The sequence below is a fragment of the Micromonospora sp. HUAS YX12 genome, from assembly GCF_040215685.1.
Taxonomy (GTDB): Bacteria; Actinomycetota; Actinomycetes; order Mycobacteriales; family Micromonosporaceae; genus Micromonospora; species Micromonospora tulbaghiae.
The window spans coordinates 1,010,633-1,036,321 of sequence record NZ_CP157974.1; the positions used below are offsets into that span (position 1 = coordinate 1,010,633).

General features: G+C 72.6%; 22 protein-coding genes and 2 pseudogenes. 10 read left to right on the plus strand and 14 right to left on the minus strand.

The window, feature by feature from the left end:
- The first annotated feature begins 5 nt into the window (after positions 1-5).
- The 6 genes and pseudogenes from ABIH81_RS05005 to ABIH81_RS05030 form a co-directional block, all read left to right on the plus strand.
- Positions 6-1,574 carry a TIGR02677 family protein gene (locus tag ABIH81_RS05005; RefSeq protein ID WP_349879229.1) on the plus strand — a complete coding sequence of 523 codons (1,569 nt, stop codon included), beginning with the start codon at positions 6-8 and terminating at the stop codon, positions 1,572-1,574.
- A complete protein-coding gene (locus ABIH81_RS05010) occupies positions 1,571-2,962 on the plus strand; it encodes a DUF2398 family protein (RefSeq protein ID WP_349879230.1) in 1,392 nt (463 codons plus the stop codon). The genes ABIH81_RS05005 and ABIH81_RS05010 overlap by 4 nt, the downstream gene beginning before the upstream one ends.
- A 12-nt stretch (positions 2,963-2,974) precedes the next feature.
- Positions 2,975-7,102 carry a TIGR02680 family protein gene (locus ABIH81_RS05015; protein ID WP_349879231.1) on the plus strand — a complete coding sequence of 1,376 codons (4,128 nt, stop codon included), beginning with the start codon at positions 2,975-2,977 and terminating at the stop codon, positions 7,100-7,102.
- 53 nt (positions 7,103-7,155) lie between these two features.
- Positions 7,156-8,385, plus strand: a complete 1,230-nt coding sequence (locus tag ABIH81_RS05020; RefSeq protein WP_349879232.1) for a TIGR02679 family protein — start codon at positions 7,156-7,158, stop codon at positions 8,383-8,385.
- A 256-nt stretch (positions 8,386-8,641) separates the two neighbouring features.
- A complete protein-coding gene (locus ABIH81_RS05025) occupies positions 8,642-9,208 on the plus strand; it encodes a hypothetical protein (protein ID WP_349879233.1) in 567 nt (188 codons plus the stop codon).
- 10 nt (positions 9,209-9,218) lie between these two features.
- A pseudogene (locus ABIH81_RS05030) lies at positions 9,219-9,857 on the plus strand (nucleotidyl transferase AbiEii/AbiGii toxin family protein); the annotation flags it as partial.
- A gap of 443 nt (positions 9,858-10,300) precedes the next feature.
- On the opposite strand, the gene ABIH81_RS05035 reads toward ABIH81_RS05030, so the two are convergent.
- Complete coding sequence (locus tag ABIH81_RS05035) at positions 10,301-10,657, minus strand: helix-turn-helix domain-containing protein (protein ID WP_349879234.1); 357 nt, start codon at positions 10,655-10,657, stop codon at positions 10,301-10,303.
- Between the two features lie 120 nt (positions 10,658-10,777).
- Between ABIH81_RS05035 and ABIH81_RS05040 the strand changes: the two genes are divergently transcribed.
- A complete protein-coding gene (locus ABIH81_RS05040) occupies positions 10,778-11,623 on the plus strand; it encodes an SDR family oxidoreductase (protein ID WP_091330282.1) in 846 nt (281 codons plus the stop codon).
- A 187-nt stretch (positions 11,624-11,810) separates the two neighbouring features.
- Here the strand turns inward: ABIH81_RS05040 and ABIH81_RS05045 are convergent, their stop codons facing one another.
- Entirely contained in the window at positions 11,811-12,014 is a 204-nt protein-coding gene (locus ABIH81_RS05045) for a cold-shock protein (RefSeq protein ID WP_007074326.1), read from the minus strand.
- Positions 12,015-12,348: 334 nt separating this feature from the next.
- Between ABIH81_RS05045 and ABIH81_RS05050 the strand changes: the two genes are divergently transcribed.
- On the plus strand, positions 12,349-13,542 hold the full coding sequence (locus tag ABIH81_RS05050; protein WP_349879235.1) for a PP2C family protein-serine/threonine phosphatase: 1,194 nt from the start codon (positions 12,349-12,351) through the stop codon (positions 13,540-13,542).
- A 71-nt stretch (positions 13,543-13,613) separates the two neighbouring features.
- On the opposite strand, the gene ABIH81_RS05055 is transcribed toward ABIH81_RS05050, so the two are convergent.
- From ABIH81_RS05055 to ABIH81_RS05075, 5 genes and pseudogenes are all read right to left on the minus strand, one after another.
- Positions 13,614-13,955 carry an STAS domain-containing protein gene (locus ABIH81_RS05055; RefSeq protein ID WP_349879236.1) on the minus strand — a complete coding sequence of 114 codons (342 nt, stop codon included), beginning with the start codon at positions 13,953-13,955 and terminating at the stop codon, positions 13,614-13,616.
- Positions 13,956-13,957: 2 nt separating this feature from the next.
- Positions 13,958-14,422: an ATP-binding protein gene (locus ABIH81_RS05060; RefSeq protein ID WP_123109932.1), complete on the minus strand. Its 465-nt coding sequence runs from the start codon at positions 14,420-14,422 to the stop codon at positions 13,958-13,960.
- A 248-nt stretch (positions 14,423-14,670) separates the two neighbouring features.
- On the minus strand, positions 14,671-14,967 hold the full coding sequence (locus tag ABIH81_RS05065; protein WP_349879237.1) for a helix-turn-helix domain-containing protein: 297 nt from the start codon (positions 14,965-14,967) through the stop codon (positions 14,671-14,673).
- 679 nt (positions 14,968-15,646) lie between these two features.
- Positions 15,647-16,078, minus strand: a pseudogene (locus ABIH81_RS05070) (sporulation protein); the annotation flags it as partial.
- Positions 16,079-16,109: 31 nt separating this feature from the next.
- Positions 16,110-17,480 (minus strand): glycoside hydrolase family 6 protein, encoded by a 1,371-nt coding sequence (locus ABIH81_RS05075; protein WP_349879238.1) that lies wholly within the window; start codon positions 17,478-17,480, stop codon positions 16,110-16,112.
- 180 nt (positions 17,481-17,660) lie between these two features.
- Between ABIH81_RS05075 and ABIH81_RS05080 the strand changes: the two genes are divergently transcribed.
- A complete protein-coding gene (locus tag ABIH81_RS05080; protein WP_349879239.1) occupies positions 17,661-17,888 on the plus strand; it encodes a hypothetical protein in 228 nt (75 codons plus the stop codon).
- 76 nt (positions 17,889-17,964) lie between these two features.
- Here the strand turns inward: ABIH81_RS05080 and ABIH81_RS05085 are convergent, their stop codons facing one another.
- Both ABIH81_RS05085 and ABIH81_RS05090 read right to left on the minus strand, forming a co-directional pair.
- On the minus strand, positions 17,965-18,183 hold the full coding sequence (locus tag ABIH81_RS05085) for a hypothetical protein (protein ID WP_349879240.1): 219 nt from the start codon (positions 18,181-18,183) through the stop codon (positions 17,965-17,967).
- A 116-nt stretch (positions 18,184-18,299) separates the two neighbouring features.
- On the minus strand, positions 18,300-19,367 hold the full coding sequence (locus ABIH81_RS05090; RefSeq protein ID WP_349879241.1) for a DUF2855 family protein: 1,068 nt from the start codon (positions 19,365-19,367) through the stop codon (positions 18,300-18,302).
- Positions 19,368-19,566: 199 nt separating this feature from the next.
- Between ABIH81_RS05090 and ABIH81_RS05095 the strand changes: the two genes are divergently transcribed.
- Positions 19,567-20,364 (plus strand): serine protease, encoded by a 798-nt coding sequence (locus tag ABIH81_RS05095; protein WP_349879242.1) that lies wholly within the window; start codon positions 19,567-19,569, stop codon positions 20,362-20,364.
- A 115-nt stretch (positions 20,365-20,479) separates the two neighbouring features.
- On the opposite strand, the gene ABIH81_RS05100 is transcribed toward ABIH81_RS05095, so the two are convergent.
- From ABIH81_RS05100 to ABIH81_RS05120, 5 genes are read right to left on the minus strand one after another with little or no spacing between them, the layout of a single operon-like run.
- Positions 20,480-21,190 carry a dipeptide/oligopeptide/nickel ABC transporter ATP-binding protein gene (locus ABIH81_RS05100; protein ID WP_349879243.1) on the minus strand — a complete coding sequence of 237 codons (711 nt, stop codon included), beginning with the start codon at positions 21,188-21,190 and terminating at the stop codon, positions 20,480-20,482.
- A complete protein-coding gene (locus tag ABIH81_RS05105) occupies positions 21,187-22,155 on the minus strand; it encodes an ABC transporter ATP-binding protein (RefSeq protein ID WP_349879244.1) in 969 nt (322 codons plus the stop codon). Before ABIH81_RS05105 ends, ABIH81_RS05100 begins: the two co-directional genes overlap by 4 nt.
- Positions 22,152-23,018, minus strand: coding sequence for an ABC transporter permease (locus ABIH81_RS05110; RefSeq protein ID WP_349879245.1), 867 nt, complete (start codon positions 23,016-23,018; stop codon positions 22,152-22,154). The genes ABIH81_RS05105 and ABIH81_RS05110 overlap by 4 nt, the downstream gene beginning before the upstream one ends.
- Positions 23,011-24,015, minus strand: coding sequence for an ABC transporter permease (locus ABIH81_RS05115; RefSeq protein ID WP_349879246.1), 1,005 nt, complete (start codon positions 24,013-24,015; stop codon positions 23,011-23,013). The genes ABIH81_RS05110 and ABIH81_RS05115 overlap by 8 nt, the downstream gene beginning before the upstream one ends.
- Entirely contained in the window at positions 24,012-25,607 is a 1,596-nt protein-coding gene (locus ABIH81_RS05120; RefSeq protein WP_349879247.1) for an ABC transporter substrate-binding protein, read from the minus strand. The genes ABIH81_RS05115 and ABIH81_RS05120 overlap by 4 nt, the downstream gene beginning before the upstream one ends.
- Between the last annotated feature and the right edge of the window lie 82 nt (positions 25,608-25,689).

The following is a 25,689-nucleotide window of genomic DNA, read 5'->3' on the forward strand; positions in this document are numbered from 1 at the left end:
GAACGATGACCGCGCAGCCATCCAGGCCCACGTTCGGCCTCGACGACTTCGGGCTGGACGACCGGATGCGGCTGTTCGGTTACGTGACGGCGGAGAACCGGTTCGCCTATCTGTGGCTGCTGCGGGCGTTCGACTCGGCACGGTCCAGCTACCACGTGGTGCTGCACACCTCCGACGTGGCCGCCGCGCTGGCGACGCTGCACGAGGCGGACGCCGACTGCCCGGATCCGGCCGGGCTGGAGTTGCCGCGGCTGCTCGACGCCCTGGTGGAGTGGGGGGTGCTCGACCGGGGACAGGACGGTTCCCGGGCCACGACGCTGGCGGAATACCGCAACCGGCACTCGGTGTACCAGTTCACCGAGGCCGGCTACCGGGCCCACCGGGCGGTGGAGGCGGTGTTGTCGGCGAGCATGGACGACTCGACGTTGTCCCGGCTGGTCTTCGCCGACCTGCTGGCGGACCTGAACGCGCTCGCCGCGGCCAACGAGGCCGGGGACGCGGAAGAGGTCTACCGAAAGTTCAACCGGTTGGACCGGGCGTTGGCCGACATCGCCGAGCGGGCCGCCCGCTTCTACCACATGCTGGGTGACCTGGGACGGACCAACGACATACGGCCGGAGGTGTTCCTCGCCCACAAGGACGCCCTGCTGGCTCACCTACGCGACTTCCACGACGAGTTACAGCGGTACACGCCCCGGCTGCGCGCGGCGGTGCACGAGGTGGAGGCGACCGGGCTGGAGCGGCTGATCGAGGCGGCCGCCGAGGCCGACGAGCGGCTGTTCCACACCCCGGTGCAGCGGCTGGAGGACTGGCGGCGGCGCTGGGCGGGGCTGCGGTCCTGGTTGGCGCCGCCGGGCCCGGAGCAGCCCAGCGAGGCGGACCGATTGTCGGACGCCACCATCGCCGCGATCGGTGACGTTCTGGCTCTGCTGCGCCGGGTCACCGAGGCGCGACGCGGCGGGGTCAGCCGGGAGTCGCAGTTGCGGCACCTGGCTGCGTGGTTCACCCACACCGGCACCCAGGAGGCCGCGCACGCCCTGTTCGACGTCGTGTTCGGCCTCGGCGCTCCGCGCCACGCCGGGGTGGCGCACCCGGATCCGGAGGCGATCGCCGGCCGGTTGTCGTGGTGGGAGGCGCCGGCGGTGGAGCTGTCCCGCACCCTGGTGACCACCGGCCGGGCACCGGGGCAGGGTCGGGGACGGCCGGCCCGGCTGGACCGGGTCGACGACCGGCGGCACCGGCTGCGCGGCGACCAGCTCGCCCGAGAGCGCCGGTTGGCCGACGCGGCGACGGCGCTGGCCGCCGAGGGCGTGGACGGTCACCAGTTGGACGGATCGCAGACCCAGGTCCTGCTGCGCCTGCTCGACATCGCACTGGCGGCCCGGGTGGGTGGCCGAACGGGGGTGCCGCTGGCAGCCGCCGCGCACGGCGTGCGGCTCACCCTCACCCCGACGCCGGGCCGGTTCACCACGGTGCGCACCGCCGAGGGCCAGTTGCATCTGGACGGGTACACGCTGACGGTCACCGCTGCCCAGCACACCGCGGTCCGCCGTCCCGAGCTGGTGCCGGCGTGACCGCGGAACCGAGCGCGCTCCGGCCGGCGGTCCACCGGTTCGCCGTCGATGTCCCGGAGCTGGAGTTGGCGGACTACCAGCGGGCGGTTCGGCTGATTCTGCGCCACCCGCTGATCACGGCGACCTGGCCCGACGAGCGGGCGCTGCCCCGGCTACGACGGTTCGCCGCCACCCTGCGTCGGGATCTCGCCGAGGCGTTCGGATACCGCCTGGAGCTGCACGGTTCCACGGCCCGGCTGGTACGGGCGAAGGACCAGCTCGACGGCACCCAACCGGCGGTGTCGCGCACCGGGCGACCGTTCGACCGGCAGCGCTACGCGTACCTGTCGTTGTGCCTGGCGGTGCTGGGCCGCGCCGGGATCCAGATCACCCTCAGCGAGTTGGCCGACTCGGTGGCCGGCGACGCGAACCGGATCACCGGCCTCGGGCTGGATCCGGACCACGGCCCGGACCGACGGGCGTTCGTGGACGCGGTCGGCTGGCTGGAGGAGCGGGGCGTGCTGCGGCTGGCCGACGGCTCCAGCGCCGCCTGGGCCAGTGACCCCGGGGCGGGTGAGGCGTTGTACGACGTGGCGCGGGACGTGGTGTTCGCGCTGTTCCGCCCGACCCGGGTGCTGCAGCACATCGACTCGGTGTCGGCGATGCTCGATCGGGCGATGAGCAGCAGCGGCAACGCCGAGCGCCGGCAGGCGGCCCAGGCGGCCCGGCGGGCGGTGGTGGAATTACCGGTCGTCTACCACACCGACGTCGAGCCGGCGGTCGCCAACCATCTGCGCGGCTCCGCGCTCGCCACCGACCTGGCCCGGCTGACCGGGCTGCGGGTGGAACGGCGGGCCGAGGGCGTGCTGCTGGTGGACACCGCCGGCTTCACCGCGGAGCGGTTCCCGGGCACCGGCTCGGTGGCGCAGGCCGCGGTGCTGCTGGCGGTGGAGATGGCCGACCGGGTGGCGGACCCCGACGGCCGCCGGGTCAAGCGGCTGACCCCGCCCGACGGGCGGGCCCGGCAGCAGGCGCTGGCGAGCCACATCGACACCGGCCTGCCCACGGCCACCCTGATACGCCTCGACGACGCCGGCTCGGACGAGCACTGGACTGTCGAAGGCGAGAGCGGCCTCGACGAGACCGACAGCGCCGGCCGGTTGCCGTTCATCACCGACAGCTTCCTGCGTACCGCCGTCGGAGAGATCCTCCAGCGGTACGGGACCGCGTTCGGCGCCCAGTGGCACGCCGACCCGGAGCGCCTGCGCGCCGAGGCGGTCGCGCTGCTGGAGCGGTTCGGCGCGGTCACCGCCGTGCCGGGCGGGGTGCTCGTCCGGCCGCTGGTGGGCCGCTACCGCCACACCGTCGCCACGGTCAAGCCCCGCGCCTCCACCGAAACCCTGTTCTGAGGGAAGTCGATCGTGATCGAGCAACGCGCCGTCCACCGGTTCGCCCCCACCCGCGCCGGGATCATCAACCTGTGGGACTACCGTGACGAGGAGTTCAGCTTCGTCGACGGGTGGCTGGTGCTGCGCGGGCCCAACGGATCCGGCAAGACCAAGGCGCTGGAGGTGCTGTTCCCGTTCGTCCTCGACGGGCGGATCGAACCGCGCCGGCTCAACCCGTTCGCCAGCGAGGACCGGACGATGAAGTCGAACCTGCTCTACCGGGGGCAGGAGGTCACCCACGCGTACGTGTGGATGGAGTTCGGCGATGGCGACGAGTACGTGACCGTCGGCATCGGGTTGCGGGCACACCGGCACATCGACCGGGTCACCCGCTGGCACTTCGTGGTCGACGGCCGGGTCGGGGTGGACTTCTCCCTGCTGGACGCCGACGACCGGCCACTGACCCGCCGCGACCTGATCGACCGGCTGGGCGCCGAGGCGGTGCGGGACTCGGCCGAGGACTACCGGCAGCTCGTCGACAACAGGCTGTTCGGCCTCGGCCCGGCCCGCTACGAGCAACTGCTGGACCTGGTGCTGACCCTGCGCAAGCCGCAACTGGCCAAGGACCTCAACCCGGTCGAGCTGTCCCGCACGCTGCAACGGGGGCTGCGCCCGGTCGAGGACCACCTGCTGGTGGAGGCCGCCCGCTCCTTCGACGACATGGAGGCGGTCGCCCGTACCCTCGAAGGACTGGTGGCGGCGGACGGCACCACCGCCGCGTTCCTGACGGTCTACTCCACCTATCTGCGGACCCACGCGCGGGCCGCCGCCGACGCCCTGACCGCCCGCCGCGACGCGGTCACCAGCCGGTCGACCGCACTCGACGACGCCCGACACGCGGCCGGCGCGGCGGCCGAGGCGGAGTCCGCGGCGGGTCAGCGGCTACGGGCCGTCGAGGGCGAGCCCGGACGGCTCCGCGCCCACCTGGACAGTCTGAAGGCCTCGGCGGCATACCAGTCCCACGAGCAGCTCGCCGACCTGCAGCGGCACGTGCACGACCTGGCCGAGGCGGCCGGACGGGCCGACGAGGCCGTCGTCGCCGAGGAGAGTGCGGTGGCGCGACGGCGTACCGAATCAGAACGGGCGACGGTCGCGGCCCGGGACACGCGGACGGCGGCCGACCGGCTCGCCGACGATCTCCTGCTAGACGCCGAGGCAGCCGGGATCACCTGGAACGCCGACGACTCCGCCCTCGACGACCTGGCGGCCCGGATCACCGCGCGGGCCGCCGGCCGCCGCGACGATGTGCGCGCCGTCCGCGCGCAGGTGGCGCGGCATGACCAGGCCGACCGGGACCACGCCCGGGCCGCCGCCGACGCGGCCGGCGCCACCGCCGCCGTCGCCGACGGCGAGCAGGCCGAGCGGCGCGCCGAGGACGCCGTCACGCAGGCCCGCGCCCGGCTGCGCGCCCAGCTCGAGCAGTGGGCGCAGGGCAATGCCGGGCTGCTGGCTGACATCGCGGGCCCGGACCTGGCCGCCGGGCTGAGCGCCGCCGTGGACACCATCGGCGAGCCGGGCGCGCGGATCCTGCGCGAGGTGTACGCCGACGCCACCGCCATCGCGGTGACCCACCGGCGGGATCGACTCGCGGCGTTGGCGGCGCAGCGGGCGGCGCTGGCCGACCGCCGGGCCGAGGTGGCCGCCGAGCGGGACCGGATCGCCGCCGAGCACGACGACGCCCCACCCGCTCCGGTGACCCGGCCGGCGACGCGCGCCGGCCGGCCCGGCGCGCCGCTGTGGCGACTGGTCCGTTTCGCCGACGGGGTGAGCGGCGCGGACGCGGCGGCCGTCGAGGCGGCGCTGCACGCGGCCGGGCTGCTGGACGCCTGGCTGCACCCCGACCCCGGGACGACGGCGAGCGCGCTGGCCGGCGACGACCTCGACGGCTACCTGCTGCCGCTGCCGCCGCACCGGCGGCCCGCCGGGGCCACCCTCGCCGACGTGCTGGCCCCCGAAGAACAGGACGACGTGTCCGCCGCGCGGATCATCGAGGTGCTCACCTCGGTGGCCCTGGCCGACGTGACCACGCCCGACACCTCGCCGGTCACCATCGGCGTCGACGGCCGGTACGTCCAGGGCATCGCCGCCGGCCGCTTCGCCAAGACCTCCTGCGAGTACATCGGCGCGACCGCCCGGGCCACCCGCCGCGCCGCCCGGGTCACCGAGTGCGACCGGCTGCTGACCGTCATCGGCGCCGACCTCGACGCGGTGGACCGCGACCGCGCGTCCGTCGAGGCGCTGCTGGCGGCGGTGGACGCGGCCGCCGCGCACCTGCCGGCACCCGCGCCGGTCCACACCGCGCTGCGCGAACTGGACCGGGCCGCCGCGACGCTGCGCGCCCGGCTGGAGGCCAGCGCGGCCGCGGCCGCCCGCCTCGACCAGTCCCTGGCCGAACGGGCCGCCGCCGCGGCCGCGCTGCGCCGCAGCGTGGCCGAGCGGTCGCTGCCGGTCGACCGGCTCGACGACACCGCCGAAGCGGTGAGCCGCTTCGAGAAACGAGGGGTACGCCTGGAGGGCGCGCGGACCGCCGCCGTACGTGCCGCCGAGCAGGAGGACCAGGCCCGGCAGCGCCACGACGAGGCAGTCGACCGGTTCACCGCCGCGGCGGAGACCGCACGCACCGCCCGCGGGCGGCACCAGGAGAAGGCGGAGGCGTACCGGACGTTGCGCGACAGCGTGGGCGCCGACGCGGAACGGGTGCTGGCCGACGTGGCCCGGACGGCCGACGCGATCATCGAGGCGGAGCAGGCCGTCGAGCAGGCCCGCAACCAACTCGGCGCCGCCCGGGAACGGCGGGTCGCCGCGCTAACCCGGGTGGAGCTGGGCGAGCAGGCCCTGGTCGCCGCCGTCGCCGAGGCGCAGCACGACGCCCAGCGGCTGCGCCCGTACGCCCAGCCGGACCTGCTGGGTTTGTTGCGCTGCCCCGCCGACCTGCGCTGGCCGGCGCTGACCCCGGACGACGAACTGCATCCGCAGGTGGCGGCCCTGCACGAGGCGATCCTCACCGCGACCCGGGAGCTGAGCCCCACCGAGACGTCGCTGAAGCAAAGCGCCACCCGGCTCACCACCGCGCTGACCGAGCTGCAGGCGCAACTTCCCGCCGCCGGCCTCGACCACCGGCCCGAGTGGGACACCGACGACGGGGTGATCGTGGTCCGGGTCGCCGACGAGCAGGGCCTCACCCCCGTCGCCCACTTCGCCGACCGGATCGCCCGTGAACGTCGTGACCAGGAGCAACTGCTGACCGACTCCGAGCAGCGGGTGCTGGAGGACGCCCTGCTCGGGCAACTCGCCCGACAGATCCACCACCGGACCATTGAGGCCCGCGACCTGGTGGCGGCGATGGACAGCCAGATGCGCGCCCGGCGGATGTCCTCCGGGCTCACCGTCGGCGTCGGCTGGCGGCTCGCCGACGACCTCGACGCCGAGCAACGCGACGTCTGCAAGCTCCTCGAACGCGACCCGGCCCGGCTCGGGCCGGCCCAGCTCACCACCATGCGCCGGCACTTCGCCGCCCGGATCAAGACGGCGCGGGCCGCCGCGCCCGAACGGCCCTACCGGGAACTGCTCGGCGACGTCCTCGACTACCGGCAGTGGCGGACGTTCGCGTTCACCCTCCACCGCCCCGGCGGCGGCACGGAGGCGCTGACCCGGGCCCGACACAGCCAGCTCTCCGGCGGCGAACAGTCGGTCTCCCTGCACCTGCCGCTGTTCGCCGCCGCGAATGCGCTGTTCGGCTCGGCCCGACCCGACGCACCCCGGCTGCTCGGCCTCGACGAGGCGTTCGCCGGCGTGGACGACACCGGCCGGGGTGAGCTGATGGCGCTGGCGAAACAGTTCGACCTGGACCTGTTCATGACGGGCTACGACCTCTGGGCCACCCACCCGGCGGTCAGCGGCGCCGCCCACTACGACCTGTCGCACTCCGCCGTGGAACACGCCGTGTCCACTGTGCTGCTGGTCTGGGACGGCTCGACCAACATCGCCGACTTCGACGGAACCCTGGCCCGTGCGCTCGGCTCCCCGGAGACCCGCCGCGCCCCCGGTAATCAAGCCGGAACCGACCGGACCGGTGTCCTGCTCGACCTCACAGGCGAATGACAGACGGGCGCGGCGAACAGCCGTCGGAGCGGTCCGCTGCACATCCGTCGCTCATGCCGACCGGGCGGGATCGGCCGGGCGGTCCGGCGGATCTCGTCGAGCAGCCCGGCTGGCGGAGATTGCTGGCGGCCGCCCGGCGCAGCCTGGAACGCAGCGGTGGCCGGCTCGACACCACCGTGACGCTCTCCGCCCCCACCGACGACGAACGTCTCGTGATCATCGGCATCACCGGCACCCACCGCTCGGCCGCAGCGGCCCGCCTCAGCATCCGACTCGGTGAGGTGGACGAGCACCTGCGCGGCGCGCACGGAGTCGGCCTGGTCGAGGTGCTCACCACGATGGCCCCGCTGCGCAACCGACCGTCCGACCGGACACGCGAGGCAGTGGCCCGCGACGCCGTCCTCTCCCTGGCCCTCGATGGCCGGCACGCCGGCACCGCCTGGTATACCGGATGGCTCGACGGCCTGCGCCGCGACGGCACCCTGACCCGCATCGTCCGCACCGGACTGCCGTTCGAGGACGTGGTCCGCGTCCTGGATGCGCTGCCCGCGGCCGACGAACCAATTCCGGTCTTCGCCGACCGGGTGCTGGACGACACGAAGGCCCTCACCGACGGGCCGCTGCGCGGGCTCGTCCTCCGGGCCGTCGCCATCTGGCAGCAGACGGCGCTCCCGGTCGACGGCGAGCGGGAACGGGCGTTGTGGGAATCGGTTGGTCTGGTCCCGGACGACCTCGCCAGCCAGGTGCTGGTGCTCAACGCACCGGCCACCGGCGGGCTGGTCGGAAGGTGGCTGACGGAAGCCGCGCGGGCAGGTGTTCCGATGCGGGTCACCCTGCACCAACTGCGCCTGGCACCGCTCACCCTGAACTGCGACGAGGTATACGTCTGCGAAAACCCCGCCGTGCTGCGCGCCGCCACCACCACGCTCGGTGCCCAGGCCCCACCGCTGATCTGCACCGAAGGAGTGCCGTCGGTCGCCGTCCACACACTGCTCGGCGCCGCTCCCGGGGCGGCGATCCGGTGGCGCAACGACTTCGACTGGACCGGCGTACGACTGACGGCGGCGGCTCTCCAGCGGTATCCGGGCGCGGTTCCGTGGCGGATGACCGCGGCTGACTACCTGCCGGGGGCGGGCACCGGCACGGCACTGATCGGTACGCCCACCCGGACGCCGTGGGACGAGTCGCTGGGCGAGTCGATGCGGCGGACCGGCCGCGCGGTGATGGAGGAGCGGCTGCTCGACCTGCTGATCGCCGACCTGCGCGTGACCGGAGCCGGGTAACGGCTGGCAGGAGTTGACCAACCTGCTGGATGCCGTAGGTCGAACGCCGCAGGCCCGCGTATCGAACACGGGTGTCGCCGCAGATCGAAAGTGCGCCTCCTCGCAGATCGAACGTGCGCTGGTTGAGTTGACCGGTCATCGACGAGGTACGACTCGCCCCGGAACTGCCGGCCATCAAGGCAGCCGTCGGTGAGGACCCGAATCCGAATGACAGCGAAGCCAAGCGTGCTTGGCCTAGCGTGGTAGGCTGACGGGAATGAGCCGGTTCTCCGAAGACGAACTGCATGCGGTTGTCGCCCGGTACGAGGCGACGCGGGCGGCTGCCTTGACCGAGCGGGACGAGCAGCTGCGGGCGTTTCATGCGGCCGGGTGGCGGCCGGTGGATCTGCAGCGGGTCACCGGGTACAGCCGGGAGACGATCCGGCAGGCGCTCCGACCGGAGGTCCGGCGGGCAACCAATCTCAGCCGGCGCAGGACGGCACCCCGGCCGCCAGCGGACTACCGGCCCTACGGCGACCGCAAGCCCTACGTCGTGGCCGAAACTCTCGCCGCGCTGCACGGCCCCACCGAGGGCATGGTGACGCTTCCGCGCCATCTCGACTGGTCCGGGCACGCCGAGTACGACCTGAACCGGAATGCGCGCCTGGCCAGCATGTACAAGGTCGTCCTCACCGAAGCCAGTACCGTCGAGGACCTGAACACGTGGCTCGACGCCGACCTTCTCCGGCGGCTCTGGCCCACTCTCTGGCTGCCGCCCCAGCTTCGCCAGCGCTGGGAGGACGCCTTCCCCGAACTCGCCGCGACCCGCAGCAACGCGGCGTAGCGGTGGATCGTTCCACGAACTCCTCGCCCGTACCGGGCTCGGCTCGGCCGATCGATACGGCTTCGCCCTCGCCGGCGGTTACGCGGTCCAGGCCGCCGGGCTTCTGGAACGGCCCAGCGAGGACGTCGACCTATTCACCGCCTGGGACCGCCACGACGAGTTCACCGTCGCGGTCGCCGCCGTCGTGCACGCCTACCGAGACGACGGCCTCGCCGTCGAGATTGAGCGGCAGTACGACACGTTCGCCCGGCTGGCCGTCACCGACGGCACCCGGGTTTCCAAGGTCGAACTCGGCGTGGACTGGCGTGCCAACGAACCGATCCTCATGGCGATCGGACCCGTACTACACCCCGACGACGCGGTCGCGAACAAGATGAGCGCCCTCTACGGGCGAGCGTTCGCCCGCGACTTCATCGACATCGACGCCACCCTCCGATCCGGCCGCTACACCCCCGACACCCTCCTCGCTCTCGCGCAGCGCGCCGACCGTGGCTTCGACCCGCGCATCTTCGCCGAGGCCCTCGGACAAGCCGCCCAGCTCGATCCCGACGACTTCGCCCAGTACGGCGTCACCGGCCCAGCGCTGGACGATCTCCGAAGCCGGTTCGCGGAGTGGCGCCGCGAACTGCTCGACGACGAGGAACGATGACTCGGCCCCGACTCGCGGCTACGTCAAGCCGGCACCCACAGGGCCCACAACGCTCCAGATGATCTTCGGCAAGCGATCGCAGCGAGCCCGCGAAGCGACCGGCACACAACGGGGACGATAGGAAGGCCGCAGGTCATCGGCCTGCGGACACCGGCGGAGCGTCGGGTTAGGAAACCGATGCTCTATCCCCTGAGCTACGAGGGCGCGCGGACACAGTCCAGCGACCTGGGGGTTCACCTGGGGTGGCAGGGAGTGGCAGGCGTTCACCCACTTCCCCGGACCCCTGTTCGCCCAGCCCACGACCACACGCCGAGCACACGAACCCCTGTTTGCGACCGGCGGTCGGCCGGGATGACCCCCGTTGGCACCGGTTTGCCCGGGCCGTCACGGCGAAGATCCGGCTACGCGATCTCGTCCAAGATCCACGAGACACGGCAGTACACCTAGCTGCGGGCGTCGTAGCGGGCGCGGGCGGCCTCGACCTCGACGAGGTGGGTGGTCGCCCACGCCTCCAGTGCGGCGATCAGCTCCAGCAGGCTGCGGCCGAGGTCGGTGAGCGCGTAGTCCACCCGGGGCGGCACACTCGCGTGCACGGTGCGAGTGACGATGCCGTCCCGCTCCAGGCCGCGCAGGGTCTGGGTGAGCATCTTCTGGCTGATCCCGTCGATCCGCTCGGCCAGCTCGCCGTAGCGCTTGTCGCCGGCGGCGAGGGTGAGCACGACCAGCACGCTCCAGCGGTCACCGATCCGGTCGAGGACCTTCCGGCTGCCGCAGTTCCGGTTGAACGGGTCGGCCTGCATGTTGTCACTCTCTTTCAGTGCGTACCGAACTCGAAGGTGCCCACTCTCCAACAGGAAGTAATGAGACGTTGTTCCCGTTGGCGTGGGAAGACAGTTGATACGCAACCAACAGGAGTGCTCATGTCCATCGTCGTCACCGGCGCCACCGGTCCCCTCGGTCACCTGATCGTCGAAGCGCTGCTCGACCGGGGCGTACCCGCCGACCAGATCGTGGCGCTCGGCCGGAACGTCGACCGGCTCGCCGGCCTCGCCGCGCTGGGAGTGGTCACCCAGCGGGCCGACTACGACGACCCCGCGTCGCTCCAGGCGGCCTTCGCGGGCGCCGAGAAGCTGATGTTCGTCTCCGGCAGCGAGGTCGGCAAGCGGATCGTGCAGCACGGCAACGTGGTCACCGCCGCCAAGGAGGCCGGGATCGGGCTGGTCGCCTACACCAGCATCGCGCACGCCGACACCTCCAGCCTCGTGCTCGCCGCCGAGCACAAGGCGACCGAGCAGCTGATCCGCGACTCCGGCCTGCCGCACGTGTTCCTGCGCAACAGCTGGTACCTGGAGAACTACACGGGCCAGCTTCCCACGTACCTCCAGCACGGGGTGGCGGGCGCGGCGGGTGACGGGCGGGTGAGCGCCGCCACCCGCGCGGACTACGCCGAGGCCGCCGCCACGGTGCTCACCGCAGCGGGCCAGGCCGGAAAGGTGTACGAGCTGGGCGGTGTGCCCTTCACGCTGACCGAACTGGCCGCCGAGATCTCCCGGCAGACCGGTCGCACGATCTCCTACCTCGACCTGCCCGTGGACAAGTACACCGAACTGCTGGTCGCGGCCGGCCTGCCCGAGGGGTACGCGGCAGTGCTCGCCGACGGCGACCGGGGCCTCGCCCAGGGCGAGCTGGAGGTCGGCGACGACCTGGCCGGCCTGCTCGGCCGCACCCCCACAACGCTCGCCGAGGCGATCCGCGCCGCACTCTGACGCCCGGCCCTGGCCGCCGCCCCTCGCTGCGGGTAGGCGGTCAGGCCGGCTCGGCCCGCTGCTTCACCAGGTTGTCGACGAGGGCCTCCACGTCGTCGGCCATGACTTTCGCGATGGCGTGGTTAGCGCATGAAACGCCGAACGGCGGCCCGCTGAACCAGTCGGGCCGCCGTTCAGAGAATGTGGATCAGAGCGGGCGGATGTTCTCCGCCTGCGGGCCCTTCTGGCCCTGGGTGATGTCGAACTCCACCTTCTGGTTCTCGTCGAGGCTGCGGAAGCCGCTCGCCGAGATCGCGGAGAAGTGGGCGAAGACGTCGGCGCCGCCGCCGTCCGGGCTGATGAAGCCGAAGCCCTTGTCGGCGTTGAACCACTTCACGGTACCTGTAGTCATGTCTGCTCCTTCGCAGGCTGTTAGAGACCGCACTGTGCGGACCCTTACGCCGCCGCGTTGATCACCCGCGTCGAAACGACACGAAAAACGAAAAGCGCCTGGATGGGTTTCAGATGCCCCATCAGGCGCCGGAAAACGTCTACGGAAATCAAAACTGCAACTCGGCTACCGTAGCACACCATCCGTCGATCCGATGGCGGTGAGTGGATCTGGCCGCAACCGGCACCGACCCCGACGAACAAGACCGTGGCGCACCAGCGCGTGATGGGTGGAGCGCCCGCGTACTCTGACCGCTCGGGCAGCCCCGCGTGGGCGGGGGCGAAGGTCGGTGGGTATGAGCGAGCGGGACGCACTGCGAGGTCTGCTGTGGCAGTCGCACCACGCCCGGCCTGAGGACCTGCCGGGGATGGCACGGCGGGCCGCCCGGCAGCTCGGCGCCGACGACATGATCCTCTATGTGGTCGACCACGAGCAGCGTCAGCTGCTCGCGCTGCCCGGTCCGGACGCACCGCGTCGGGTCTCGCTGGCCATCGAGGGAACCATGGCCGGCCGGGCGTTCAGCATGCTGCGCCCGTTCGGCGGCCCGGTGGACGACGGTGCGCGGTTGTGGTTGCCGCTGCTCAATGGTCTGGAGCGCGTGGGCGTCGCGGAGGTGGTCGCCCCGGCTGCCGTGCCTGACTCCGAGGTGGCCGCGTTCGAGGCGGTGGCCTCTCTGCTCGCCGAGCTGGTGATCACGCGATCGCACCACAGCGACACGATCGAGCGGGTCCGCCGCCGCGAGCCGATGCGCCTGCCCGCCGAGATGCTGCGCGCCCAACTTCCGCCGCTTACCTTCTCCACCGGCAGCATGATCATCAGTGGGATCCTGGAGCCCTGCTACGACGTGGGTGGCGACGCCTTCGACTATGCGGTCAACGGCGACATCGCCCACCTCGCCCTGTTCGACGCCGTCGGGCACGGCTCCGGTGGCGGGATGCGCGCCGTGATGCTCGCCAGCCTGGCCCTGGCCGCCTACCGAAATGCCCGTCGGGGCGGGTTCGACCTGGTCGAGACCTACCATCACATCGACACCGCGGTGCGTCACCACGACCGGCGCGGGCTGATCACCGGGGTGCTGGCCGAACTCGACCAGCGCACCGGCCGGCTGCGGGTCATCTCCGCCGGGCACCCGAGCGGGCTGGTGCTCCGCCGCGGCAGGGTCGCCACCGTCCTGCCCACGCCCACCGCCCTGCCGGTGGCCCTGGGCGACCGGCGTCCTCCGGTGGTGGTCGAGGAAGCCCTCGAACCCGGCGACGACGTTCTCTTCTACACCGACGGCATCATCGAGGCCCGCTCGGCCGACGGGGAACGGTTCGGCACCGAACGGCTGGTCGACTTCACCGTCCGGGCACTGGCCGACGGGCTGCCGCTACCAGAGACCGCGCGGCGCCTCGTTCACGCGATCCTCGCCTACCAGGATGACCGGCTGCAGGACGACGCCACCGTACTCATGGTCCGCTTCCGTGAGCCCACGGCAGGCGGGGCCTGACCGCCCCGCAGTCCCAGCGTCGCAACGGCTGTTCCGCCGCCCGCCGCGACGAGATTCCCCGCCTTGCGCACTCAGACCGCGGTGGGTGGCGGATCTGCCCCCCGGCCAAACAGCTGCATGATGCCGGTCATGTCGAGGATCCGGCGGACCTGCCCAGTGGCGTTGAGCAGGGTGAGATCCACTCCCCGGTCGGCCGCGTGGTGGTGCGCTCCGACCAGGATGCTGAGTACGGTCGAGTCGATGAAGGTCAACCCCGCCAGGTCGATCTCCACCGTCCCGGCCTGGGCGATGGTCTCGTGCAGCAGGTCATCGAGCCGATCGACGCCCGACATGTCGATCTCGCCGGACAGCGCCAGGACACGACGATCAGCACCGACGTCGACATGCCAGTGCCAGGTCTGCTCCGTGGCCACTGTCACCCTTCCTCGTACACGGTGGATCGAGGGCGTAGCTGCGCTGTCACCGAGGCGGTCGTTCCCTGTCCGGAGTTGTCGATCATCAGTCCTTCGGTGAGCTGCTGTGCCAGCCACAGTCCCCGGTGGCCGACCTCCCCGGGCGACGGCCGGGCGACGGCCATCCCACCCAGCCCGGGTCCGTTGTCGCTGACCTGGCAGGTCAGCAGGTCGTGGTGCTGCCACAGACGCACCTCGCCGCTGCCCCCGCCATGGCGCACCACGTTGGTGACCAACTCGTGCACCGCCAATACGAAGTCCTCCAGCCCGGGGCCGACCAGACCCGCCGAACGGGCTGCCGCGGCGACCGCGTGACGCAGCGCCGTAACCCGCGCAGCGGTGATCTCTTCCGACAACAACGCCACGTCGCCGGCGCCGCGAGCGGTGCTCCGCCCGGCACCCACGTCGTCCGTTCCGCCGCTGCCCATGATCGGACGCTACACGCCGCCGATCCGCCGCGCCCGGCCTACGCCGGCCGGCGTAGGCCGGCGACGCCTCGGACCGCCGGTCACGCACAGCATCCCGGTCGCCGGCCGGGATGTGAAGAGGTGCGACGAGCGGGGCTGCCCGGACCGAGGCGGGAACCCGGACGTTCGCCTGGCCGGCCGGCCGGCTCATCGCCCGCCGACGACCTCGCACGACGGTGGGGCCGGTCAGTCCTGTCGCCGCGGCCCCGCTACTGCTTCTCGTTCTGCCGGAGGGCTTCCTCGAGTTGGTCCTCCAGAATGATGATCCGGCAGGCAGCCTCCAGGGCGGTGCCGTCGTCGACCATTTCGCGGGCCCGGGCGGCCAGGCGCAGCTGGTAGCGGGAGTAGCGGCGGTGCCCGCCGCTGGAGCGGTGCGGGTTGATCAATTTCGCCTCGTCCAGGCGGCGCAGGAAGTCCTGAGTGGTGCCGAGCATCTCCGCGGCCTGCCCGATGGTGTAGGCCGGGTAGTTCTCATCGCCGAACATGTCTTCGGGGTTTTGCCCCATGTCACCTCCACGTCGAGGGCCCCGGCGCACAAGCGCCGGGGCCCAGGGTTACGGGTCAGAACACCATCTACCGACCGGAACGTCGGCTTGTCGTATCCGCACCAGCCGTCATCGACGGCTTCGGGTGCGAGGATCGCATATGCGTGACCGGAGACCACCTCTCGTTCGATGGAAACTGCGGTGTCCGCCCGGCCTGACATGACGGCCGACGGCGGGCGATCCAACGGTGTACGGCCCTCCCTTTCCTCTGCTACTTCTTCCCTTGCTGTCGTACGGTCCGCCGGCGCCGGAGCCCACGCGACTTCACAGCCCCGACACGTGCGGCGAACATCAGCTGGAGCCCTGAAAGAACCTCGGCCCCACCTGCACCCCGGCGTGTGTCACGCCGGAACTGACGTGCTCTTACTGCCTCTCGGGAGGAACGGTGAAGCATGTTCCTCTCCTAGCCGCCCGTCGTGTCCTCACGGCCGGACAGCCCGTCTGCGTCTTGACGGATCTTTCCTCTCGACTCGAAGAAGAGTATGCCACACCGCAGAAGATGTCTAGCCGTTCCAACCTAGATTTCCTGGCCGACGGTCCTCAGGATGACGGGTCCGCCGAGCAAGCAGGCGCGAGCCATGGCGACAACGACCCGACGCCGATGCCACCTACCGGGCGATGAAGACCGCCGTACCCGGGCCGGCGGCGGGTGCACGGACACCGGGTCCAGGTCGCCCTTGTCGATCGCGCCGCGGATCGTCACCTCGGTGCGCAGGCCCATCGTCATGCCGTGCAGGTGCTGCCCGTACAGGTCGGTCACCGGGGTCTCCCACGGCATCGCCACCTGGAACGGCAGCGACAACTGCCGGCCCTGGTGCAGGTGCAGACCACCCGCGACCTGTAGGCGGTGGAACTCGACGAGGGCGTCGTACTCCTCCTCCGCGCCGTCGATCTCCACGCGGGTGACCAGCCCGACGGCGATGTGGTCGATCTCCACGTCATGGCTGCCGCCGGTCAGGTTCACCTGCCCGCCCAGCATCAGCCCCGGACGGGTGCTCGGATTGGACAGGAGCGTATCGACGTCGACGGGGAGGACCAGGGCCGACGACGAGGGCCCGGCGCGGAGAGCGATCCTCCGCGCCGGGCCCTGGCATCGGGTCCGGTCAGGCCGCGCAGGTGGCGGTCGCGCCCTGGCCGGTGCCGGTGCCCTGGAAGCCGAAGTTGGTCGTCTGCCCGGCGCCGACCTGTCCGTTGTAGCTCACGTTCGTGAACCGGACGGTGCCGCTGGTGCCACTGGCCTGGGCGTTCCAGGTGCCGGTGATCGCGGCGCCGCCGGGCAGCGCGACGGTCACGGTCCAGCCGTTGATGGCCACGGAGCCGGCGGTGACGTTCACGCTCGCGGTGAAGCCGCCGTTCCACTGGTTGATCGCGACCGACGCGGAGCAGCCGTTACCGTTCGGCGGCGCCGTGGTCGGCGGCGCCGTGGTGGGCGGCGCGGTCGTCGGCGGGGCGGTGGTCGGCGGGTTGGTCGTCGGCGGCGCGGTGGTGGGCGGGTTGGGCGCGCCGTTCGCCAGGCTGAAGGCCAGGTCCGGCTGGAACGAACCGGCCGTGTAGCGGCAGCCGTCCGCCTCACCCGGCGGCTTCACCCAGAGGTACGCGTCGATGTTGGCGTCGCCGGTGTTCGTCGTCGGGTACTGCCCGATGCGCCGGTCGGTGTTGTCGTCGGCGCACCAGTCCCCGGCGGCTCCCCCGTTGCGGCTGGTGTCGATGACCTGACGCTTGCCGGAGATGCCCATGCCGTTGAGCGCGGAGATGACCGCCCGGCCGAAGTTCGCCTCGCTGGAGGTGGGGTTGAAGTTCGACACGTTGGTGAAGAAGCCGTCGGCGTACTGCACGCCGGCCGCCCGGAGCCGGTTGGCCGTGTCGTTGGCGCTGTTCCAGGTCGAGTGGCCGCCGTCGAGGTACACCTTGGCGTTGGGGTTCGCCGACTTGATGGTCTGGGTCGCCGTCGTGAGCGCCTGGTTGCGGGCGTTCAGCTCACCGGTGCTCAGGCAGGTCTGGAGCGCGAGCGAGTCGGTCTCCAGGATGATCAGGACGGTCTGGTTGCCGAGTCCGCGGGCGAAGTTGGACACCCAGGTCTGGTACTGGTTGAGGTCCGGCGCCCCACCGGCGCTGGCACCGCCGCAGTCCCGGTTGGTGATCTCGTACACCGACAGCACCGGGATCTGTTGTGCCGCGTTGGCGGCGCCGACGAACCCGGAGACCTCGGACTGAACGGTCGACGGGTTGAAGTTGGCGAACCAGCGGGCCTGCGGCTGGCTCGCGATCTTGTCGCGGATGACGGCGGCACGCGAGTCGCCGGGGTTGGCGGCGACCCAGCGGACGACCGCCGAGGACGGGTCGCGGTAGAGCGATCCGGACACTGTGCCGGCGGACGCGCCGCCGACGGCGAGACCGACGCCGGCCGCGGCGAGCCCCGCGACCGCGGCCACACTGATGGCCGCTGATCTGCGGCGGGACGAGAGGATAGCCACGTCGTGTTTCCTCCTGATCACATAGACGTATCTAAGTTCATGGGAGCGTTCCCACGACGGTAACGGAGGCAGGCGTCGATGCCAAGATGTGAACGCCGGACACTGCCCCGTAATCTGGGGCGATCATCGGACGAAGGCCCGCCAGCCGACCGACGAGCCGGCGTGGGAGGAAGACCAGGCATGACGGCGCTACCGGGCCGGCGTCCGACCGCGGTGAGTTCGCCGGTCGCCGGGCGGCCCGCCGACGAGGATCTACGGACGCTGTTCGGGCAGTCCATCGCCGTCTTCGCGGCGCTTGCCGGACCGACGCACGTGGTGGAGGCGGCGAACCCGGCGTTCATCAACGTCCGTTCGGTCTTCATCGCCAACGAGGAACTCGGCGGCCTGGCCGCCTACCTCAACCGCTGACCACTGGCCGATCACGCCCGGCGGTGGCGTCACGGACCGGTGCGCGCGGCCGGGGCCGTCACGCCCGGTTACCGGCCTAGCGCCGGGCCGGCGCGCCGGCCGACTCGCGAGCGGGGCGCGCCGCGGTGAACGGGCTCCGCAGGCGGGTCATGGACTCGGCGCTGATGTCCGCGATCGGACTGCGCTCGTCGTCGGTGGCCCCGAGGCCTTCCACACGGAAGGGGTTCAGGGTGAACGTGTTGTCGGGCACGTGGTGCTCCAAGGAAATCTGCACGGCAGCGCTCGACTCAGTCATCGCGGCTGGGAAACCGTGGGAGAAGCAGGGGGTGGCGATCAGTCATCGGTACCCCGCGTGGACAGCCTAGCGCGCATCGGCCGAGCGGGCGCGTCGCGGCCGAAATCGGCGACGTCTCAGAGCTGCACGACGTGGCCCACCCGGGGCGGCGTACGGCCCGCGAGGACGTCGAGCCACGCGTCCCGCAGCGCCTCCGGGCCGGTGCCGGCCCGGACGTCGAGCCAGCCGCTCACCACCTGGGAGAACCGCTGCCAGGCGTCGGCGAACCGTTCGTCGAGACCGGCCCGGCCCCAGTCCTGGCTCCGCTTGCGGATACGCACCGGCGCGAAGAAGACCTCCCCGGCGGCGCCGGCGTTGGGCGTCTGCTGGGTCAGACCGACGGCGATGTCCCGGACGAGCAGGTCACCGAGCTGCGCACGCAGGGCGGCGCGGGTCGCGGGTGAGCCGGACAGGTCGAGGTAGACGGTCGGAACGGCGTCGAGCGCGCCGATGTCGTCGTAGGAGATGACCTCGTCGTAGCAGCCCAGCGACCGGGTGAAGGCGAGATTGCCGGGTGAGGTGAGCCCGATCAGGCGCGGGCCGCGGCCGTGCAGCTCGAACGCGGTGGCGTACGCCGTCTTGCTCGACGCGGACGACAGCACCAGCGCCCGCGCCCCGTAGCCGTCCTCGTCGACGACCTGGTCGGCGAGCATGAACGAGGTGAAGAACAGCGGCCGGAACAGGATCAGCAGGTCTTCCTGCTCCGCCCGGTAGGCGGGGTCGCCGCCGGTCGACCGGTAGGAGTTGTACGGCGAGGGCAGGGCGGCCCGGTGCGCGCTCGCGTCGCGGAACCCGGACGCGTCCACCCGGTCCGGGCGTACCACCAGGTGGCCGGCGGGCGGCAGGTAGCCGTAGACCCGGTGCCCGGGCTCGACGCCGCCCACTGTGGACGCGACCACCTCGGCGAAGCCCCACAGTGGCGGGAGTCCCCACCCACCGTCGAGCCCACGGGGCTGCGGCGGGAAGAACTCCCAGTAGCGCATCGCCTCGCCGAGCACCGCATAGGTGACGTTGTTGGCGGTCAGGCCGACGCGGTCCACGCGCAGCAGCGCCTCTCCGTCGGCGAGGCCGGGCACGGCGCCGTCGCGGAGTGTGGTGCGAGCGAGGTCGTCACGGGCCACAGCGAACGTCCACGAGTCAGCCATGGCCTGACGCTAGGCAGCCGCGAAACCGGAGACAAGTGCACTGGGAGTGCAAAATCCCACTCGGCCGCATCGTCGCGGGCGACGTATGACACAGACGGGATGCCCGCATCCATTGCCGATCATCGATACGTACCCATAGGCTCCTGCCACCTCGAGTGCGGCCTGGCCGGGCGGCACACAGTCGATGTCTGGAGGGACCATGGTCCGTTGGCGTAGATTCCTCGGCCGGATGGCGGCCGTCTTGGCAGTGGTCACGGCCGGAGCGGTCACCGTGGTGGCACCGGCCGGAGCGGCGCCCGCCGGGGACATGACGCCGTACGTCGTCGGCGGCACCCGGGCCGCGCAGGGCGAGTTCCCGTTCATGGTCCGGCTCTCGATGGGCTGCGGCGGAGCGCTCTACAGCCCGCGACTGGTCCTCACCGCCGCGCACTGCGTCGGCCGCACCGGCGCCAACACCAGCATCACCGCCACCCTGGGCGTGGTGGACCTCCAGTCCTCCAGCCGGATCCAGGTCCGCTCCAACTACGTCTACCGGGCCCCCGGCTACAACGGCAACGGCGACGACTGGGCGCTGATCCGGCTCGCCACCCCGGTCACCTCGCTCGCCACGCTCAAGATCGCCACTACCACGGCGTACGACAACGGCACCTTCACGGTGGCGGGCTGGGGCGCCGCGCGGGAGGGCGGCGCGCAGCAGCGCTACCTGCTCAAGGCCACCGTGCCGTTCGTCGACGACACCACCTGCAACCGCTACTACGGCGGCGACGTCATCCCCAGCGAGGAGATCTGCGCCGGTTACGCCAGCGGCGGTGTCGACACCTGCCAGGGCGACTCGGGTGGCCCGATGTTCCGCCGGGACGCCACCAACGCCTGGATCCAGGTGGGCATCGTGAGCTGGGGCAACGGCTGCGCCCGCCCCAACTACCCCGGCGTCTACACCCAGGTCAGCACGTTCGCCTCGGCGATCCAGTCCGCCGCGGCGAGCCTCGGCGGCTGAGCCCGCCGGCGGTGGCCCGGTCGCGGCGAAGCGGCCGGGCCACCGCCCGGCCCCCGACGTGCTGCCGCCGGGGCGCTGGGCGCCGTACGCCGCCCGGCCGCCCGGTGACGTGACGTCACACCGCCGGCAGGTCCACCACCCGGGTGGCCCAGCGGTCCATCAGCGCCGGATCGTGGGTGATGACCAGGACCCCGGCGGAGTGCCGGCGCTGGTAGTCGGTGACGACGGCGGCGACGTGCGCCTGGGTGGAGGCGTCGAGCATCGCGGTGGCCTCGTCGCAGAGCAGGTAGTCCGGCCGGTGGACCAGGGCGCGGGCCAGGCAGGCGCGTTGCAGTTGCCCGTCGCTCACCGCGTGCGGGCGGCGGGTGAGCAGGTCGGATGTGAGTCCGGCCAGGTCGGCCAGCTCCGCCGTACGGGCGGCGGCCTGCTCGCGCGGTGTGCCGGTGGCGCGCAGCGGCTCGGCGATGATGTCGGCGAGGCTGAGCCGCGGGTCGGTGGCGGCGCGCGGGCTCTGGAACAGGATCGCGACGCGGGTGCGCAGTTCCGCCGGCAGGCGGTAGCGGACGCCGCCGAGCGGTTGACCGTCGATCGTGACGTGACCGCTGTCCGGGGCGTGCAGCAGGGCGAGGACGCGGGCGAGCGTGGACTTGCCGCTGCCGGAGGGGCCACGCAGCCCGACCGTCTCACCGGGGGCGATGTGCAGGTCGACCCGGTCGAGGACGCGCTGGCCGCCGTACGCGACGGAGACCTGGTGCGCGGCGAGCCCGCCGGCCGGCGCGTCGCCCGGGGCGGCGGCGTCGGTGGGGCCCGAAGCCGTGATCGTCATGCCGGTACCTCCTCGCGCAGCGGGTGGTGACAGGCGACCCGGCCCGAGCCGTCGGCGGCGAGGCGGGGCAGGGTGCCGCAGGTGTCGGTGGCGCGGGCGCAGCGCGGGGCGAAGGCGCAGCCGCCGGGCAGGTCGGTGAGCGTGGGCGGATGCCCGGGCACCGGCACGAAGGCGCGGTCGGGCAGGGCGTCGAGCAGACCGGCGGTGTACGGGTGGGCCGGGCGGTCGAACAGCGCCCCGGTGGGGCGGTGCTCGACGATCCGGCTGGCGTACATCACGGCGACGGTGTCCGCGACACGGCGCGCGGCGGCCAGGTCGTGCGTGATGAGCAGGACGGCGGCGCCGGTGTCGCAGCGGCGGCGCAGCAGGTCCAGCGTGTGGTCGACGAGCGGCCGGTCGAGGCCGGTGGTGGGTTCGTCGGCGAGCAGCACCGGCGGGTCGGGCGCGAGCGCGAGCGCGGTGGCGAGCCGCTGGGCCATGCCGCCGGACAGCTCGTGCGGGTACCGGTCCAGGTCGGCCGGGTCGAGGCCGACGTCGGCGGCGATCCGGTCGGCGGCGGCTGGTGCGTCGCGGCGGGTGTGTCCGTGGGCGCGCAGCGTCTCCTCCAGCAGCTTCCGCCCGGTACGCACCGGGGTGAGCGCGGTGGCGGGGCTCTGCGGTATGAGGCCGACGCCCCGGCCGCGTACGTGCCGGGCGAGGTGCCGCTCCCCCGCGCCGATCAGGTCGGCCTCGTGGCGTCCCGGCGCGTGCAGGCGGGCCCGCCCGGTGACCGTGGCGTTGCCCGGCAGCAGGCCGAGCAGGGCGTGCGCGAGGACGGACTTGCCGCACCCGGACTCGCCCACCACCGCGAGCAGCTCGCCGGGCCGCAGCGTGAGGCTCAGGTCGGTCACGGCGTGCACGACGGCGTCGCGCAGCCGGAAGCGGACGGTCAGCCCGTCGACGGTCAGCAGCGCCGGGGCGGTCACAGGTGCAGCTCCGCTCGTACGCGCGGGTCGAGGCGGTCGCGCCACCGGCCGCTGAGCACGGCGAGCGCCAGCGTGGCCGCGACGAGCAGGAGACCGGGGACGATGCTGGCCCACCAGGCGCCGGTGAGCAGCGACCGCTGCCCGTCGTTGATCATGTTGCCGATCGAGGCGAGGTGCGGGGGCAGGCCGAGGCCGAGGAAGGACAGCGCGGTCTCGTGCCAGACGGCGTGCGGCACCATGAGCGTGGTCGCCAGCGCCAGGCGCGGCAGCACGTGCGGCAGCAGGTGCCGGGTGAGCACCCGGACGCGCCCGGCGCCGCCGGAGATCGCGGCGTCGACGAACGGCCGGTTGCGCAGGCTGAGGAGTTCGGACCGCACGATCCGGGCGGTGGAGAGCCAGTGCGTCAGCGCGATCGAGGCGATCACCGCGCCCAGGCTGGGGCGCAGCATCGCCACGATGAAGATGCCCAGCAGCAGGTGCGGCAGCGCGGCGACGGTGTCCACGACGCGCATGAGCGCCCGGTCCACCCAGCCGCCGACGCTGCCGGCCACGGCCCCGACCAGCCCGCCGATGACCGCCGCGACGAGCGCGGCGACCGCGCCGACGAGCAGCGAGACGCGCAGGCCGTAGAGGCTGCGCACCGCCACGTCGCGGCCGAGGTCGTCGGTGCCGGCCAGGTGGTCCGCCGAGGGCGCGAGCCGGGTACGGGAGAGGTCGACGGCGCTCTGGTCCAGCGGCCACAGGACCGGGGCGAGCAGCGCGGCGGCGACGACACCGGCGAGCACGACGACGGCGACTGCCGTGCCCACGCTGCCGGGGCGGCGCAGGCGCCGGACGCGCGCGGGAAGGGCGAGATCAGTCATCGAGGCGTACCCGGGGGTCGGCGGCGGCGTAGGCGAGGTCGGTGAGCAGGTTCGCGGTCAGCACCACGACGGTGGTGGCCAGGGTCGTGGCCGCGAGCAGCGGGAAGTCAGCGCCCAGCGCAGCCTCGACGGTGACCGCGCCGAGGCCGGGCAGGGAGAACACGGTCTCCACCAGGACCGCGCCGCCGACGAGTTCGGGCAGGTGCGTGCCGACCAGGGTGAGGAACGGCAGCAGCGCGGTACGCAACGCGTGTCCGAACAGGACGACCCGGCCGGGGAGCCCTCGGGCGCGGGCGGCCAGGACGTGGTCGTCGCGCAGGCTCTCGGCGACCGCGTCGCGGACGAACAGGACGAACCAGGGCGCCTGGGAGATCGCCAGCACGGTCACCGGAAGCACCAGGTGCCGGGCCACGTCGGCCGGGTCGGTGCCGGTGGCGGTGATGTCGGTGAGCCCGCCGGCGGGCAGCCAGCCGAGGCTGAGGGCGAACACGGCGATCGCCGCGAGGCCGATCCAGAACACCGGCATGGACTGCACGGCGTACGCGACGGCGCGCAGCCCCCGGTCGAACCAGCCACCACGCCGGTACGCGGCCAGCGTGCCCAGCAGCACGCTCGCCACCAGCACCAGGGCCAGCGCGGTGCCGACGAGCAACAGCGTCCAGCCGGCCCGGGACGCGAGCACCGAGGTGACCGGCTCGTGCCGGCTCGTCGACCAGCCGAGGTCGCCGCGCAGCAGGTTGCCGATCCAGCGGGCGTACTGCACCGGCAGCGGGTCGTCGACGCCCCAGTTGGCGCGGATCTGCGCGAGGTTCTCCTCGCTGGTGGTGAACGCCGCCGCGCCCGCGTACTGCTGGGCCGGGTCGATCGGGGAGGCGGCGCCGAGCGCGAACATGCCCATGCTGGTCGCGGCCAGCACCGGTACGGCGACCAGCAGCCGCCGCCGGACCACGGCGCCCGCCCCGGCCGGCCGCCGCCGGCCGGTCACGGGCGCCGTCACGACTTCTTCGTCCACGTGTGCACGTTCCACCAGATGCTGTTGGCGACGTCGTGCTCGTGCGGCTCGACCCGCGGCGTCACCCCGGTCACGGCGTCCTTCAGCACGTAGGTGTGCTGGAGGTAGGTGAGGAACACCCACGGCACGTCGGCGGCGAGCTGCTTCTGGAACGTGGCGTACGCGGCCTTGCGGGCGGCCGGGTCGGCGTTGTCCCGCCCGTCCCGCAACGCGGCGTCGGTGATTGCCGAGCGGTACGAACCGGGGTTGAAGAAGCCCTGCCCGGCGAAGGCCGAGCTGAACAGCTTGTAGGAGACGAAGTCCGGGTCGTACGGCGTGCCGTAGCCCATGATCAGCGCGTCGCTCTTCATTCGCGGCGTGATCGCGTCCCAGGTCAGGCCCTCCGGCGTGACCTTGATGCCGACCTTCTTCGCATCAGCGGTGACGGCCAGGGCCAGTTCCTTGCGCAGGCTGTCGGTGGCCGGGTACATGAGCGCGAACGCGGCCGTCCGCCCGTCCTTGACCCGGATGCCGTCCGGGCCGGGCGTCCATCCGGCGGCGTCGAGTGCGGCGGTCGCCGCGGCGATGTCGGCGGCGGGCCTGCCGGCGATCGACGGCTCGGCGTACGGCGACGTGGGCGGCACCGGCCCGAACGCGGGCTCGCCCGCACTGCCGAGCACGCCGGTCACCATGGCCTGCCGGTCCACCGCGACGTTCAGCGCCTTGCGGATCGCGAGGTCGGCGGTGACCGGGTTGCCCATCGGCAGCATGACGCCCCGGTAGTCGGCGGTCGGCACCTTGTGCACCCGGTAGCCGTTCCGGCCCTCGAACCCGGACGCGAGCTTCGGCGCCAGCTCCGCCGCGTCGAACTCGCCGGCCCGCATCCGCTGGGCCCGGACGTTGTCGTCGGCGACGAACGCCACCACCACGCCCGAGTTCGCCGGCTTGCCGCCCCAGTACGTCTCGTTCGCCGCGAGCACGAGCCGGTCGCCCGGGGTCCAGGACGTGACCCGGTACGGGCCGGTGCCGACCGGCTTGCGGTTGAAGCCGGCCTTGTTGACGTCCTGCCCGGCGAACGCCTTCGCCGGAACGATCCCCAGCGCCAGCCGTTGCAGGAACGGCGCGTACGCGTACTTGAGGGTGAACACGACTGTCGCCGGGTCGGGTGCGGTGACGGAGGCGAGCATGTCCAGGTCCGAGCGCAGCGTGGAGTCGACGGCCGGATCGAGCACCGCCTGGTAGGTGAACACCACGTCCTGGGCGGTCAGCGGAGTGCCGTCGTGGAACAGCACGCCCTCGCGCAGCTTCGCGGTGACCGTCTTCCCGTCCGCCGAGACGGTGGGCAGTTCACGGGCCAGGGCGGGCGCCAGCTCGTTGCGGGCGTCCCGGGCGACCAGCCCGTCGAAGATCAGCGACGCGCCGTCGACACCGTAGTTGAGCACCGGGTTGAGCGTGTCCGGCTCACCGGCGGTGGCGACCACCAGCGTGCCGGCGTTGCCCGTGCCGCCGGTCGACGCCGTGGGCGACGAGCACCCCACGGTGGCGAGCAGGGCGGCGAGCATCGCGGCCACGCGTACGGGCTTGGGCTTGATCGCCACCGGCAACCCCTTGAACTCGTCCTCCGGCCGGGCGGGCGCTCCGGCGAAGATCAGATCACCGCATGCCCGAGCACCCGCCCGC